The sequence below is a fragment of the Tsukamurella sp. M9C genome, assembly GCF_020169415.1.
Classification (GTDB): Bacteria; Actinomycetota; Actinomycetes; order Mycobacteriales; family Mycobacteriaceae; genus Tsukamurella.
In genome coordinates this window covers 1-13,057 of sequence record NZ_JAIULG010000023.1, presented here as the reverse complement: position 1 = coordinate 13,057, position 13,057 = coordinate 1, and the positions used below count along the sequence as shown (strand labels likewise).

Genomic DNA, 13,057 nt, shown 5'->3' with positions numbered 1-13,057 from the left:
CTAGCGTGGAGTCGTGATCATCTGGCTCAACGGCGGTTTCGGTGCCGGCAAGACGACCCTGGCGGGCGAGTTGCACCGTCGGCTGCCGGCGGCAGTCGTCTTCGACCCGGAGGAACTGGGCATCACGCTGTGGCGGTGGGTGCCGCGGAACGAGGACTTCCAAGACCTGGACAGCTGGCGCGAACTGGTTGTGCACACCGCGCTGGCTCTGCGCCGGCACCACGCGGAGGTCCTGATCGTCCCGATGGCGCTCGTGCGCGACGCCTACCGCGAGGAGATCCTGGGCGGGCTGGCCGCCGCGGGGGAGGAGATCCTGCACGTCTTCCTGGATCTGGACCTCGCGGTACAGCGGGACCGGTTGCTGAGTCGCGCTCCCGAGGGCGAGGTGCCGCCCGGGGCGGAGGAGTGGGCCTTCAGCCGCCTCGATCCCGACGCCGCGGCCCGGCAGCCCGAGGGAACCCTGATCCTGCGCTCCGATCGGCTCGGTCCGGGTGAACTCGCGGACGAGGTCCTGGCGGCCCTGCCCGGTTGAAGGCTGCGACGGCTTCGGGCGTGCGGAGCTTCGGCCGAGTTCCTCGGCGTCGTGCTGCCGGCTCATGTCCGCGGTGGGGATGACGAGCACCTCGCCGTCGGGCAGCGTCGTGCTGATCTGCGGGCGCGCCGGGCCGGAACCGGCGCCCGACCGGTCGACCACGTCGTTCCCCTTGAGCTTCGTCTCGAACATCGTCGCCTCCTGTTCTCCACCGACGATACGCGCGTCGTGGCGGATTCGACGGGGCCGTTTCCGAGCCGGCGTCGAGCGTCAGGCGAGCCGGTCCATGAGGAGGGCGGTGCCGTCCTGCCGGCGGTGGGCGTCGATCTGCGGGACGAGCCTGCGGAAGTGCTCGGAGGCGCAGTGCGCGTCGAGGGCGTCCTGGTCGGGCCAGGTCTCGATGTAGACGAAGTGACCGGCGTCCTGGCGGTCGACGAACAGGTCGTAGCTGATGCAGAGCGGTTCCCGCCGGGTGAGGCGGACCAGCTCGTCGATCAGGGGCCGCACCTCGTCGACGGCGTCGACTCGGATGAAGTCCTGCGCGATCACCTGCAACGTCACCCGTTCAGCGTAGCCGCGCCGCGCGGCCCCGGAACGGGCTCGGCCCCGCACCTGGAGCAGGTGCGGGGCCGAACCGGGTGGAGCTCAGTCGATCACACGTCGTAGTAGAGCTGGAACTCGTACGGGTGCGGGCGCAGGTTCACCGGCGCGATCTCGTTCTCGCGCTTGTAGGAGATCCACTCCTCGATGAGGTCCTCGGTGAAGACGCCACCGGCGGTGAGGTACTCGTGGTCCTCCTCGAGACGGTCGATCACGTCCGCGAGCTGCGTCGGGGCCTGCGGGATGCCCTTGGCCTCCTCGGGCGGCAGCTCGTAGAGGTCCTTGTCGACGGGGGCGTGCGGCTCGATCTTGTTCTTGATGCCGTCGAGGCCCGCCATCATCATGGCGGCGAAGGCCAGGTACGGGTTGCCCGAGGAATCGGGGCAACGGAACTCGATGCGCTTGGCCTTGGGGTTGTTGCCCGTGATCGGGATACGGACGCACGCCGAGCGGTTGCGCTGGCTGTACACCAGGTTGATCGGGGCCTCGTAACCCGGGACCAGGCGCTTGTACGAGTTGATCGTCGGGTTGGTGAACGCGAGCAGCGACGGGGCGTGGTGCAGGATGCCGCCGATGTACCAGCGCGCCAGGTCCGACAGACCGCCGTAGCCGGCCTCGTCGTAGAACAGCGGCTTGCCGTCCTTCCAGAGCGACTGGTGGGCGTGCATGCCCGAGCCGTTGTCGCCGAACAGCGGCTTCGGCATGAACGTGACGGTCTTGCCCTCCTGCCACGCGGTGTTCTTCACGATGTACTTGAAGAGCTGGACGTCGTCGGCCGCGTGCAGCAGCGTGTCGAACTTGTAGTTGATCTCGGCCTGGCCGCCGGTGCCCACCTCGTGGTGGCCGCGCTCGAGCGTGAAGCCGGCGTTCTGCAGGTTGGTCGAGATCTTGTCGCGCAGGTCCACGTAGTGGTCGTACGGCGCGACGGGGAAGTAGCCGCCCTTGGTCTTGACCTTGTAGCCGAGGTTCGGGGAGCCGTCCTCCTCGACCGCGCGGCCGGTGTTCCACGAGCCCGAGATCGAGTCGACCTCGTAGAACGAGCCGTTGATCGTCGAGTCGAAGGAGACCGAGTCGAAGATGTAGAACTCGGCCTCGGCACCGAAGAAGCAGGTGTCGGCGATGCCGGTGCTCTGGAGGTACTCCTCCGCCTTACGCGCGATGTTGCGCGGGTCGCGGCTGTAGGCCTCGCGGGTGAACGGGTCGTGCACGAAGAACGAGATGTTCAGGGTCTTCGCCGCACGGAAGGGGTCGATGCGCGCCGTGGTGACGTCCGGCAGCAGCATCATGTCCGACTCGTCGATCGACTGGAAGCCGCGGATCGACGAACCGTCGAAGGCCAGGCCGTCCTCGAAGACGCTCTCGTCGAACGCCGAGGCGGGGATGCTGAAGTGCTGCATCGTGCCGGGCAGATCGCAGAAGCGGATGTCGACGTACTCGACGTCTTCCTTCTTCAGGTAGTCGAGAAGTTCCTCTTTGGTAGTGAACACCTGTTACTGGCTCCTTCGTCGTCCGGCGGTGACGGTCGCGGTCGTACCGTTCGCACCACCACCGAGGTTACGAGAATGAACGGTATGGACGAGGTGTTGCCCGAGAACTAACGCAATGTTTCATCGGTGTTACACATCGAGGGCCGTCCGGAAGGCCGCCGAATCGGACCCCACGTACCCTGAGTGCATGCGTCGAGAAACGGGATCATGGCTGTCCGGAGCCTCCGCGGCCCTGCCGGAGGGTTCCCACGGGGACTACCGCGGGCAGGCCCTGGGCCTGCCGCGCGACGGTGTCGGGTCCGCGGCCGGATCGGGCCGCCGCGTGCTGGGTCTGTTCCTCGACTGGGTGCCGTCCGCGCTGATCGCGGTGGCGATCGTGGGGCCGAGCCGCGTCTTCGCGGGGGAGCCCACGGCCTTCGACACGCTCGCGCTGGGCATCTGGTTCGCCGTCGGCGTGCTGTCGGTGACGCTCTTCGGCTTCACGCCCGGCCAGTACTTCGTCGGGCTCCGCGTCGCGCGGATCGAGAACCCGCAGATGAGGGTGGGCTTCGTCCGCGCGCTGGCGCGCAACCTGCTCATCGTCTTCATCGTGCCGCCGCTGATCCAGGACGTGGACGGCCGCGGCATGCACGACCGCGCCACCGGCACGATCCTCGTCAAGGCCCGCTGAGTCCCGGGCCCCGCTGACGACTCAGGGCCCGCCGTGGCGGGCCCTGAGGGGCGGATCAGTTCGAGCCGGTCTTGCGCCGGACGGTGCGCTGCACGCTGCGCATCTTGGCGCCCTGCGGCAGCGGGCCGCGCGGCATCTGCGCGCCACCCGTGCGGGTGGAGAGCGCCGCGAGGCGGCCCTCGAGCTCGTCGATCTTCTTGCCGTTGATGTTCGACGGGAGCTTGTTCAGGGAGCGCTGCAGCTTCCGCAGCGGGACCTGTCCCTCCTCGTTGCCCACGGTGAACTCGTAGATCGGGGTCTGGCCCACGACGCGGGCCGTCTTCTTCTTCTCCTGCGCGAGCAGGCCCTTGATCCGGCCCTCGTTGCCCTCGGCCACGAGGATCACGCCGGGCTTGCCGATCACGCGGTGCACAGCGTCGGCGTGGGTGGTGCGCGCGACGGCCTGCGTCACGCGCCACGAGCCGCGCATGTTGTCGAGCGCCCAGCCGGCGGCGCCGACCTGGCCCTCGTTCTTGCTGTACACGCTGCGCTCGAGGCGGCGGGTGAAGACGATGAACGCGCCGAGCGCACCGAGTAGCACGCCGAGGATGAGGAACATCCACCACGGCTGGCCGATCAGGAGGCCGAGGCCGATCGACAGCACGATCGCGCCGACGAACACGCCGATCATGATCGGCAGCAGCGCCTTGTCCTCCTTGCGCTGCATCTGGAACGCCTGCCACATCTGCTTGCGGCTCTGGCGGGACTTCTCCCGTCGCTGCTGCTTCGCCGCGGCCTTCTGCGCCTTGAGCTTGTCGGCGGCTGCCTTGTCCTGTGCCATGTCTCCCAGCTTAATGTTCTACTTCGCGGCGGCGGCCATGCGGCTCAGCACCGAGGTGGCCTCCTGTGCCGCGTCACCCTCGGCCGTGAGGTGCGCCATGTTCTCCGGGATGGGGCGGCCGTGGTGCGCCATCGCCTTCGCGTAGAGCTTGCCCGCGCGGTACGACGAGCGCACCAGCGGTCCGGCCATGACGCCGGCGAAGCCCATCTCCTCGGCGGCGGCGGTGTGCTCGACGAACTCCTCGGGCTTGACCCACCGCTCGACGGGGTGGTGCCGCGGCGACGGGCGCAGGTACTGCGTGATGGTGATGATGTCGCAGCCCGCGTCGTGCAGGTCGCGCATCGCCTCCGTGACCTCCTCGGGGGTCTCGCCCATGCCGAGGATGAGGTTCGACTTGGTGACCAGGCCGAAGTCGCGGGCCTGGCGGATCACGTCGAGCGAGCGGTCGTACCGGAACGCCGGGCGGATGCGCTTGAAGATGCGCGGCACCGTCTCCAGGTTGTGGGCCAGCACCTCGGGGCGCGACTCGAAGACCTCCGCCAGCAGCTCCGGCTTGGCGTGGAAGTCGGGGATCAGGTTCTCGACGCCCGTGTTGGGGTTCAGCTTGTGGATCTGGCGCACCGTCTCGGCGTACAGCCAGACGCCCTCGTCGGGCAGGTCGTCGCGGGCGACGCCCGTGATGGTGGAGTAGCGCAGGCCCATCGCCTGCACCGACTCGGCGACGCGGCGCGGCTCGTCCCGGTCCAGCTCCGCGGGCTTGCCCGTGTCGATCTGGCAGAAGTCGCACCGGCGGGTGCACTGCTCACCGCCGATGAGGAAGGTGGCCTCGCGGTCCTCCCAGCACTCGTAGATGTTGGGGCAGCCCGCCTCCTCGCACACCGTGTGGAGGCCCTCACGCTTGACGAGGCCCTTGAGCTCGGTGAATTCAGGGCCCATCTTCGCGCGCGTGCGGATCCAGTTCGGCTTGCGCTCGATCGGGGTCTGTGCGTTACGGACCTCGAGGCGGAGTAGCTTGCGGGGGTTCTCCGGGGTACTCACTCGGTCCATGCTACGCCCGGCCCCGCCGCCCGACGGTGGCGCGGGTCACGCCCCGTCGACCTCGATTGTTCGATCATCTAATCTGACTCGGGCAGGAGGTGCGGCGATGGCGCAGGGGCGGACCCCGTGGGGCACGTTCGTCGTGCTCTACCTGGTGTTCTTCCTCATGGGCGCCGAGATGAACCTCGTCGCGCCGCTGCTGCCCGACATCGCGCGCGCCTTCGACGCGTCGACCGGCGCTGCGGGCAACGTCGTCACCGCCTACGTCCTCTGCTACGCCGTCACCGGGCCCCTCTTCGGCCGGCTCTCGGACCGGCTCGCGCGGCGGCACGCGATCGCCGCCGGGATGGCGGTCTTCGCCGTGGCGGACGTCCTCAGCTATCTCGCGCCCTCGCTGGAGCTGCTCGTCGCGGCCCGCGCCCTCTCCGGCCTCGGCGCGGCCCTCGGCGCACCGTCGATCTGGGCGTACCTCGCCGAGTACGCCGCGCCCGCGCAGCGCGGCCGCGCGGTCTCGCTGGGCGCCGCCGCGTACGCCGGCGGCCAGGTGCTGGGCGTCCCGCTGGGCGCACTCCTGGCGACGGGGCTCGGGTGGCGCGCGCCGTACCTGCTGATCGGTGTGCCGATGCTGGCGGTGGCCGCGGTGACGGCCCTGCGCCTGCCGTCCGCGGGCCCGTCCGCTCCCGGGCCCGACCGGGGCGGCCTGTTCGCCCCCTGGCGCGATCGGCGGATCGCGCTGGCCTTCTCGTCGTCGCTGCTGCTCCAGGCCGGGCGGCTCGGCGCCTACACCTACGTCGGCGTCCTCCTCTCCCAGCGGTTCGGCTACGGCCTCACCGCCCTCGGCCTGGTGGGCCTCGTGGTCGGGATCGGCTCGATGGCCGGGTCCGTCACCACCGGCGTGCTCGTCGACCGGCTGGCCCGGCGCGGCGTGCACCCGGCGTGGGTGCCCGCCGGCGCGGCGCTGGTCGTCGCCGCGGGGGTCGCGACGGCCACCACGGCGACCGTCCCGGCGGTGGTGATCGCGGCCGTGGCGGTCTGGTGTGCGGGCGGCGGCGCCTTCTTCTCCGCGCAGCAGACCTACCTGTCGTCCGCCGACCCCGACAACCGCGCCGCAGTGCTCGGCTGGAACAACGCGTGCACGAACGCCGGGGTCGCGACCGGCACGTCGGTGCTGGGCGCGCTCGCGGTGGGCGGCCCGTGGTTCGCCGCCACGGCGACCGCGTTCGCCGTGGCGGCCGCGCTCCTGTGCTTCGCGTCCGTCCGTCTCGGCACCGCCCCGGCCCGCGGGTAGCGGGCGCGGGCAGGGCCGGTCAGGGCTTCGACGGCCACCACACCCGGTCGCCGAGCGCGGTGATCGCCGCGGGCACGAAGACGGTGCGCACCACCACGATGTCGATCAGGAGGCCGATGCCGATCGTCGAGCCGATCTGCAGCAGGTTGATCACGCTGCCGCTCATCAGCGCGAACATCGTGATCGCGAAGACCAGCCCGGCGGTGGTGATCACGCTGCCCGTGGTGCCGAACGCGCGGAGCACGCCGCGCACCGTCGAATCCCCGGCGGCCTCCTCGCGGATGCGGTCCGCGAACAGCATGCTGTAGTCGGCGCCCACCGCGACCAGCGCCATGAAGGCGATCGGCAGTACCGACCAGTCGACGGGGATGCCCAGCCCGTGCTGCCAGAGGAGCACCGATGCGCCCGCCGCGGCGGCGAAGGACAGCACCACGGTGGCGACCATGAGCGCCGCCGCGATCACCGCGCGGAGCAGCACCAGCAGCACGAGGAAGACGCCGATCACGGCGACCAGGCCGAAGAGCAGGAAGTCGCGCAGCACCTGCTCGCGCATCTGCGCCGATATCGACGCCAGGCCGAAGCCGTCCATCGTGGCGGGTTCGAGCACCGTGCCCTTCGCCGCGGCGCGCGCGGCGTCGGGGATCGACGCGGAGGTGTTCAACGCCTCGTCCGAGTACGGGTTGATGCCCCACACCACGAGCATGCGGGCGGACCGGCCGTCCGGCGACATGAGCACTCGCGAGCCGTCGACGAAGCGGTCCGACTGCAGCCCCTGCGCGGGCAGGTAGAAGCCGCGGCCCGGGCCGTCGGTGGTGCCGGCGCTGAGCCCGGTGAGGTAGTCGGTGGCGGTGCCGAGGCCGGCCTGCAGGCGGCCCGTCATCTCCACCACCTGATCGGTGCCGGTCTTGACCTGCCCGAGGCCCGTGCTGAGCTGCGTGAGGCCGGTGGAGAGCTGGGTGACGCCCGCATTGAGCTCGGCGAGCTTTCCCTTCACCTGTTCCGGGCTGAGCCCGCCGAGACCGGTGAGCAGCCCCTGCAGTCGGGCCAGCGCGTCGTCGGCCTGCGCGAGCGCGGTCGCGGCGCGATCAGTGGTGCCCGCGGGCAGCACGACGGTGGCCGCGCGCACCGCCGTCGATGCCCGCCCGGACGTGGCGCGGTCGAGCTCGGCGAAGGCCCGGCGCGCGGCGGTGCAGTTCGCGTCGGCGGCGCAGGCGGGGGAGGCCGGGCCCACGAGCGGGCCGAACACCTCGCCGATCCCGGCGTTCTGCCGTTGCGCGGTCCGGACGGCGTCGGCGGCCGTGGTCAGGGTTGAGACGGCGCTGCGGAGTAGGGCGGTCGCGGCGTTCACGTCGACGGTGCCGCCGCTCGCGGTCGCCAGCGCCTGCTGGGCGGAGGTCAGCGCGTCGAGCACGCCCGACGCCAGTCCGGTCACGCGCTGCGTGCCGGCGACGAGCTCGGGGACCCGACGGGACGCCTCGCTCGCGCCGGCGTTGAGCTGATCGACACCGGAGGCGAGCGCCTTGAGCTGCGGCGAGGCCTGAATGAGCTGCCGGTTGGCGTCGCCGAGGCCGTTCGCCACCTGCTGCGTCTGATAGCCGACCGCGGACTCGGGGATCGGCTTCCCGTCGGGCCGGGTGATCGACCGGACGTAGGCCACCTGCGGCAGGTTCGACACCCCGATCGCGATGGCCTCGAGCGCCGCCAGGTCGTGGGTGTTGCGCATGTCGTGATCGGCGCGGATGAGCAGGAACTCCGGCACCGCTTCGTTGACGCCCCAGTGTTCCTGCACCGTCTCGTAGCCGTTGCGGGAGTCCGTGGCCCGCAGCTGCATCCGGTTCTCGTCGAAGCCGATCACCATGCTGGGGAGCACCGCCGCGGCGGCGAGCAGCACCACGAGCGCTGCGGCCGAGAGCGGCACGGCGCGGCGCATCACCCGCGCGCCGGTGCGACGCCAGCGCTTCTCGGTGCCGGGCCGCGGCTCCACCCAGCCGCGCGCGCCGAGGTAGCGCAGCAGCGCGGGCGGCAGGGTCAGGGCGATGAGGCAGGTGACGATGATGGAGATCGTCGTGGGCAGGCCGGCGGTGACGAAGATGCCGACCTTGCAGAAGATCATGGCGCCGCTCGCCACGGCGATGGTGAGCGCGGAGGCGACGATGATGCGTCCCACCCGCGTCGACGCGGCGACCGCGGCCTCGTCGGACGGGATTCCGGCGCGGCGCGCCTCGTGGTACCCCGCGACGGCGAAGATCGCGTAGTCGGTGGCGGCGCCGAGCACCATGGCCGTCATGATCGCGATGGAGAAGTTGGACACGGGGATCACCTCGTGCTCGCCCAGCAGCGAGACGATGGGCCGCGAGACGGCGAGCGAGAGCCCGATGGTCAACAGCGGCACCATCGCCGCGCCGATCGAGCGGTAGGTGATGAGCAGGAGCGCCATGATCAGCACCACCGAGACCGCGGTGATCACCAGCAGCGACGCGTCGATCGCGGTGAACAGGTCCGAGAGGGTCGGCGCGGTGCCCGTGAACTCCACGGTGGTACCCGCCGGCGCGGGGATCGAGCGGATCGTGGCGCGGATCGCCTCGGTGCTCGATTGCGCTCGGGTGGAGCCGATGTCGCCCACCTCGGCGACGAGCAGGTTGATCGCCTTGCCGTCGGGGCTCAGACCCACCTCGCGGGCCGCGGGCTTGCCGAAGGTGTCGATGACGTAGGCGACGTGCTCCTTGTCGGCCTCGAGCGCGGCGGTGAGGGCGCGGTAGTACTGCTCCTGCTCGGGGCCGATCTTCCCCTCGGCGGCGACGATGACGTTGCCCTGCGCCGTCGACGACGGGGTGCCGAACTCCTCGGCCATGGCGCGCAGCCCGTCGACGCCGGGCAGGTCGCCCGGGATGAACGGCGCGGAGTGCTTGTGGACGGTGACCTCGAGCTGCGGCACCGCGACGTTGAGGACGCCGGCGACGGCGACCCAGAACAGCAGGATCCAGGCCGCGTACCGCACGCAGAGCCGGCCGAGCCGCGCGAAGAAGGGCTGCTTCGCTGCGGAATTACTATGGGCGTCGATCACGGTCACCTTCCGGTCCGCCGGAGGGGATCCGGCCCTGGTCCAAAAATCGAACTAGACTGATAGGTGTGAACCGTATCTCTATCGACGAGGCTCGCCTAGAGCGTCTCGATGTGGGTTCCGACGCAGAGCGGCAGGGGGAGTGACATGAGTCACAACGACGGGGACGTCGATCGCCCGCTACCCGGGCGGCCGGTCCGCGGGTCGGACACCGGGCGGCCGATGATGGCCGCACTCGACCTGTTCGGGCGACGGTGGGCCCTGCGGATCGTGTGGGAGCTGCGCTTCGGGAAGTCGCGGTTCTCCGACCTGCGCACCGAGATCGAGGGCATCTCGTCGAGCACGCTCTCGCAGCGCCTCTCGGAACTCACGGCGGCGCACATCGTGACGCAGACGTCCGACGGTGCCTACCGCCTCAGCTATCAGGGCAAGGCCCTGCTCATCGCCCTGGGGCCGCTCGAACTGTGGGCCAAGACGTGGGCGAAGGGCGTCCGGGACGGCGTGGAGGAGGACCCGGCCGATCAGGCGTGATCGGCGGCGTGCAGGGCCTCGTCGGTGACGGGGAGGTCGCCGTCGAGCGCGCGCTGGACCGCGTCGACGACGGCGTCGCGCACCTCGCCGACGGTGACGTCGCGGCCGAGCTCGGAGCTCAGCGTGGTCACGCCCGCGTCGGGGATGCCGCAGGGGATGATCGCGTCGAAGCCGCCGAGCGTGTTGTCGCAGTTGAGTGCGAAGCCGTGCAGGGTGACGCCGCGCGCCACCCGGATGCCGATGGCGGCCACCTTGCGCTCGGGCCGCGCACCGTCGGCGGGGAACCAGACGCCCGAGCGACCCTCGACCCGGCCGACGGTGAGCCCGAGGCCGCGGCAGACCTCGATGAGGGCCTGCTCGATCCGGCGCACGTAGTCGACCACGTCCATCGCGGAGCCGAGCTTGATGATCGGGTAGCCGACGAGCTGCCCCGGGCCGTGCCAGGTGATCTTGCCGCCGCGGTCGACGTCGATGACGGTGCTGCCGTCCGTCGGCAGGTCCTGCGGCTCGGTGCGCTTGCCCGCGGTGAAGGTGGGCGGGTGCTCGAGGAGGAGCAACCGGTCGCCGATGGCGCCGTCGGCGCGCTGGTTCGCGAGGTCGTGCTGGAGGTCGAAGGCCTCCTGGTAACCGATGGTGCCGAGGTCCTCGACCACGATCGGGGCGGAATCGGCGCGGGCGGAGCGTGCGGGCATGCCCTCGACGCTACGCCTCGTCCGCCATGGCCGCGGCGAGTGCGGCGGGAAGTGTGGTGTGCGCGAACCGGAATCCGCTCTCGTGGAGCACGCGCGGGACGGCGCGCTGCGACGTGAGCAGGCCCTCGTCGGCGATCTCTCCGACGGCGGCGCGCAGGGCGATCCGCGGTACCACCCAGCGGGCCGGGCGGTGCACCTCGCGGCCCAGGGCCTCGCTGAAGGCCTGCTGCCGCACGGGTGCCGGCGCGACGACGTTGACGGGCCCGGAGACCGTGCCGGCGAGGGCACCGTCGAGCACGTGCAGGACCGCGCGGGCGGCGTCGTCGCGCGAGACCCACGACATCCACTGATGCCCGCTGCCGAGGCGGCCGCCCAGCCCGAGCCGGTAGACGCGGCGCAGTACCGGCAGGAGGCCGCCCGCTGCGGAGAGGACGTGCCCGAAGCGCAGGTGCGCCACCGTGACCCCGGCGGCGCGGGCGGGAGCCGCGGCCGCCTCCCATTCGACGCACAGGCTCGCGAGGAAGCCCGAACCCGGCGGGGTGCCGGAGGGACCGTCGACGCACTCCGTCTCGCCCGCGTCGCCGTAGACACCGATCGCGCTCGCGCCCAGGAACACCGGGACGCCTCCGCGGGCGGCGGCGTCGGCGAGCGCGGCGGACGCCTCGATCCGGGAGTCGCGCAGCTGCTGCTTGACCGCGCCGGTCCACCGGCGCCCCGCGAGGGGAGAGCCGTTGAGCACGACCACCGCGTCGAAGCCGGCGAGATCGGGGACCTCGCCGCGCGCCGGATCCCAGGGGAGTCCGCGCGCGGACTCCCCCCGAACGAGCGGAACGACGGTGTCGCCCCGCCGCGCCAGCGCTCGCGACACCGCAGTGCCGATGAGCCCCGACGATCCGGCGAGGGCGACCCGTCGTTCCATGAGTCCGGGGTGTGGGGTCAGAGGCCCAGGTCGGCCTCGAACGCGCCCTCCTCGAGACGGTGCTTGACCGTGGTGAGGAAGCGGCCCGCGTCGGCACCGTCGATGAGGCGGTGGTCGTAGGTCAGCGGGAGGAACGCCATCGGGTGGATGCCGATGGACTCGGTGCCCGCGGCGTCCTTGACCACCACCGGGCGCTTGACGATCGCGCCGGTGCCCAGCATCGCCGCCTGCGGCGGAACCAGGATCGGGGTGTCGAAGAGCGCGCCCTCGCTGCCGATGTTGGTGATGGTGAACGTGCCGCCGGACAGCTCGTCGGGCTTGAGGCCGCTGTTGCGGGTGCGCTCGGCGAGGTCGACGATCGCGCGGGCCAGGCCGGCCAGCGACAGGTCGTCGGCGTTCTTGATCACCGGCGAGAGCAGGCCCTGCGGGGTGTCGACGGCGATGCCCAGGTTCACCACACCGTGGTAGGTGATCTCCTTGAAATCGTCGCTGATCGACGCGTTGACGTTCGGGTGCACCTTGAGCGCCTCGATGACCGCCTTGGCGATGAAGGGCAGGTAGGTGAGGTTGACGCCCTCGTTCGCCTTGAACGCGGCCTTGGCCTGCGCGCGCAGCGCCACGATCTTGGAGAAGTCGACCTCGAAGACCTGGGTGAGCTGCGCGGAACCCTGCAGCGACTCCCGGGTGACCTTCGCCGTGATCTGGCGGATGCGGTTGGTCTTCTGCGAGGTGCCGCGGAGCGCCGCCAGCTCGGGGCGGGCGCCCTTCGGGGCCGACGGTGCCGGAGCCGCGGCGGCCGCGGGGGCGGCAGCCGCCGCCGGAGCGGGGGCCTTGGCGGCCTCGGCCGCGGCGAGCACGTCCTGCTTGCGGATGCGGCCACCGACGCCGGTGCCCTTGACCGCGTTCAGGTCCACGTTGTTCTCCGCGGCCAGCTTGCGCACCAGCGGGGTGACGTACGGCGTCGAATCCGACGACGACGCGGCCGGCGCGGCGGGCGCCGCGGGCGCGGCCGGAGCAGCCGGGGCCGCGGGAGCGGCCGCAGCAGGAGTAGGGGTCGGCGCGGCCGGTGCCGCGGGGGCGCCGGAACCCACGACGGCGAGCACGCCACCCACGGCGATGACGTCGTCCTCGTTCGCCTTGATCTCCAGCAGCGTGCCGGCGACGGGCGAGGGGATCTCGGTGTCGACCTTGTCCGTGGAGACCTCGAGCAGCGGCTCGTCGACGGCGATCTCGTCGCCGACGTTCTTGAGCCAGCGGGTGACGGTGCCCTCGGTGACGGACTCGCCCAGCTCGGGCATCGTCACCTCGGTGCCCGACGCGGGCGCGGCCGGAGCCGCCGGCGCCGCGGGGGCGGCCGGAGCCGCAGGAGCGGCGGGCTCGGCCGGAGCGGCGGCCGCGGGGGCCGGCTCGGGCTCGGCG

At 71.5% G+C, this 13,057-nt stretch carries 12 protein-coding genes; 4 read left to right on the top strand and 8 right to left on the bottom strand.

The genetic code is table 11. The annotated features are described in order from the left end of the window. The first annotated feature begins 13 nt into the window (after nt 1-13). On the top strand, nt 14-532 hold the full coding sequence (locus LB823_RS12775; protein WP_224647623.1) for an AAA family ATPase: 519 nt from the start codon (nt 14-16) through the stop codon (nt 530-532). Between the two features lie 270 nt (nt 533-802). Here LB823_RS12775 and LB823_RS12770 read toward each other — a convergent pair whose 3' ends face one another. Both LB823_RS12770 and glnA read right to left on the bottom strand, forming a co-directional pair. Next, a complete protein-coding gene (locus LB823_RS12770) occupies nt 803-1,093 on the bottom strand; it encodes a putative quinol monooxygenase (protein WP_224647622.1) in 291 nt (96 codons plus the stop codon). Nucleotides 1,094-1,185: 92 nt separating this feature from the next. Further along, entirely contained in the window at nt 1,186-2,619 is a 1,434-nt protein-coding gene (glnA, locus tag LB823_RS12765) for a type I glutamate--ammonia ligase (RefSeq protein WP_224647621.1), read from the bottom strand. Between the two features lie 187 nt (nt 2,620-2,806). Here glnA and LB823_RS12760 point away from each other — a divergent pair, with 187 nt between their 5' ends. After that, nucleotides 2,807-3,289: an RDD family protein gene (locus tag LB823_RS12760; protein ID WP_224647620.1), complete on the top strand. Its 483-nt coding sequence runs from the start codon at nt 2,807-2,809 to the stop codon at nt 3,287-3,289. Nucleotides 3,290-3,344: 55 nt separating this feature from the next. Here the strand turns inward: LB823_RS12760 and LB823_RS12755 are convergent, their stop codons facing one another. Together LB823_RS12755 and lipA are read right to left on the bottom strand one after the other, a co-directional pair. Beyond that, the gene (locus LB823_RS12755) at nt 3,345-4,109 is read right to left on the bottom strand and encodes a DUF4191 domain-containing protein (protein WP_224647619.1); all 765 of its coding nucleotides are present in this window, start codon (nt 4,107-4,109) and stop codon (nt 3,345-3,347) included. A gap of 18 nt (nt 4,110-4,127) precedes the next feature. Then, nucleotides 4,128-5,156, bottom strand: a complete 1,029-nt coding sequence (lipA, locus tag LB823_RS12750) for a lipoyl synthase (RefSeq protein WP_224647618.1) — start codon at nt 5,154-5,156, stop codon at nt 4,128-4,130. Between the two features lie 97 nt (nt 5,157-5,253). On the opposite strand from lipA, the gene LB823_RS12745 reads away from it, so the two are divergent. Next, the gene (locus tag LB823_RS12745; RefSeq protein ID WP_224647617.1) at nt 5,254-6,435 is read left to right on the top strand and encodes an MFS transporter; all 1,182 of its coding nucleotides are present in this window, start codon (nt 5,254-5,256) and stop codon (nt 6,433-6,435) included. A 19-nt stretch (nt 6,436-6,454) separates the two neighbouring features. Here LB823_RS12745 and LB823_RS12740 read toward each other — a convergent pair whose 3' ends face one another. Next, nucleotides 6,455-9,505 carry an MMPL family transporter gene (locus LB823_RS12740; RefSeq protein WP_224647616.1) on the bottom strand — a complete coding sequence of 1,017 codons (3,051 nt, stop codon included), beginning with the start codon at nt 9,503-9,505 and terminating at the stop codon, nt 6,455-6,457. A 138-nt stretch (nt 9,506-9,643) separates the two neighbouring features. Between LB823_RS12740 and LB823_RS12735 the strand changes: the two genes are divergently transcribed. Next, complete coding sequence (locus tag LB823_RS12735) at nt 9,644-10,027, top strand: helix-turn-helix domain-containing protein (RefSeq protein ID WP_224647615.1); 384 nt, start codon at nt 9,644-9,646, stop codon at nt 10,025-10,027. Here LB823_RS12735 and lipB read toward each other — a convergent pair. The 3 genes from lipB to sucB all read right to left on the bottom strand — a co-directional run. Beyond that, the gene (lipB, locus tag LB823_RS12730) at nt 10,018-10,719 is read right to left on the bottom strand and encodes a lipoyl(octanoyl) transferase LipB (protein WP_224647614.1); all 702 of its coding nucleotides are present in this window, start codon (nt 10,717-10,719) and stop codon (nt 10,018-10,020) included. The two genes, LB823_RS12735 and lipB, sit on opposite strands and share 10 nt — an antisense overlap. A 10-nt stretch (nt 10,720-10,729) precedes the next feature. Beyond that, a complete protein-coding gene (locus LB823_RS12725) occupies nt 10,730-11,638 on the bottom strand; it encodes a TIGR01777 family oxidoreductase (RefSeq protein WP_224647613.1) in 909 nt (302 codons plus the stop codon). Between the two features lie 17 nt (nt 11,639-11,655). After that, nucleotides 11,656-13,057 (bottom strand): 2-oxoglutarate dehydrogenase, E2 component, dihydrolipoamide succinyltransferase (gene sucB, locus LB823_RS12720; protein WP_224647612.1); only part of this gene is annotated, 1,402 nt, incomplete at its 5' end.

Coding starts and splice junctions, on each gene's coding strand:
- lipA (WP_224647618.1), bottom strand. CDS start 5,156: ATGGACCGAGTGAGTACCCCGGAGAACCCCCGCAAGCTACTCCGCCTC.
- LB823_RS12745 (WP_224647617.1), top strand. CDS start 5,254: ATGGCGCAGGGGCGGACCCCGTGGGGCACGTTCGTCGTGCTCTACCTG.
- lipB (WP_224647614.1), bottom strand. CDS start 10,719: ATGCCCGCACGCTCCGCCCGCGCCGATTCCGCCCCGATCGTGGTCGAG.
- LB823_RS12760 (WP_224647620.1), top strand. CDS start 2,807: ATGCGTCGAGAAACGGGATCATGGCTGTCCGGAGCCTCCGCGGCCCTG.
- LB823_RS12735 (WP_224647615.1), top strand. CDS start 9,644: ATGAGTCACAACGACGGGGACGTCGATCGCCCGCTACCCGGGCGGCCG.
- LB823_RS12755 (WP_224647619.1), bottom strand. CDS start 4,109: ATGGCACAGGACAAGGCAGCCGCCGACAAGCTCAAGGCGCAGAAGGCC.
- LB823_RS12725 (WP_224647613.1), bottom strand. CDS start 11,638: ATGGAACGACGGGTCGCCCTCGCCGGATCGTCGGGGCTCATCGGCACT.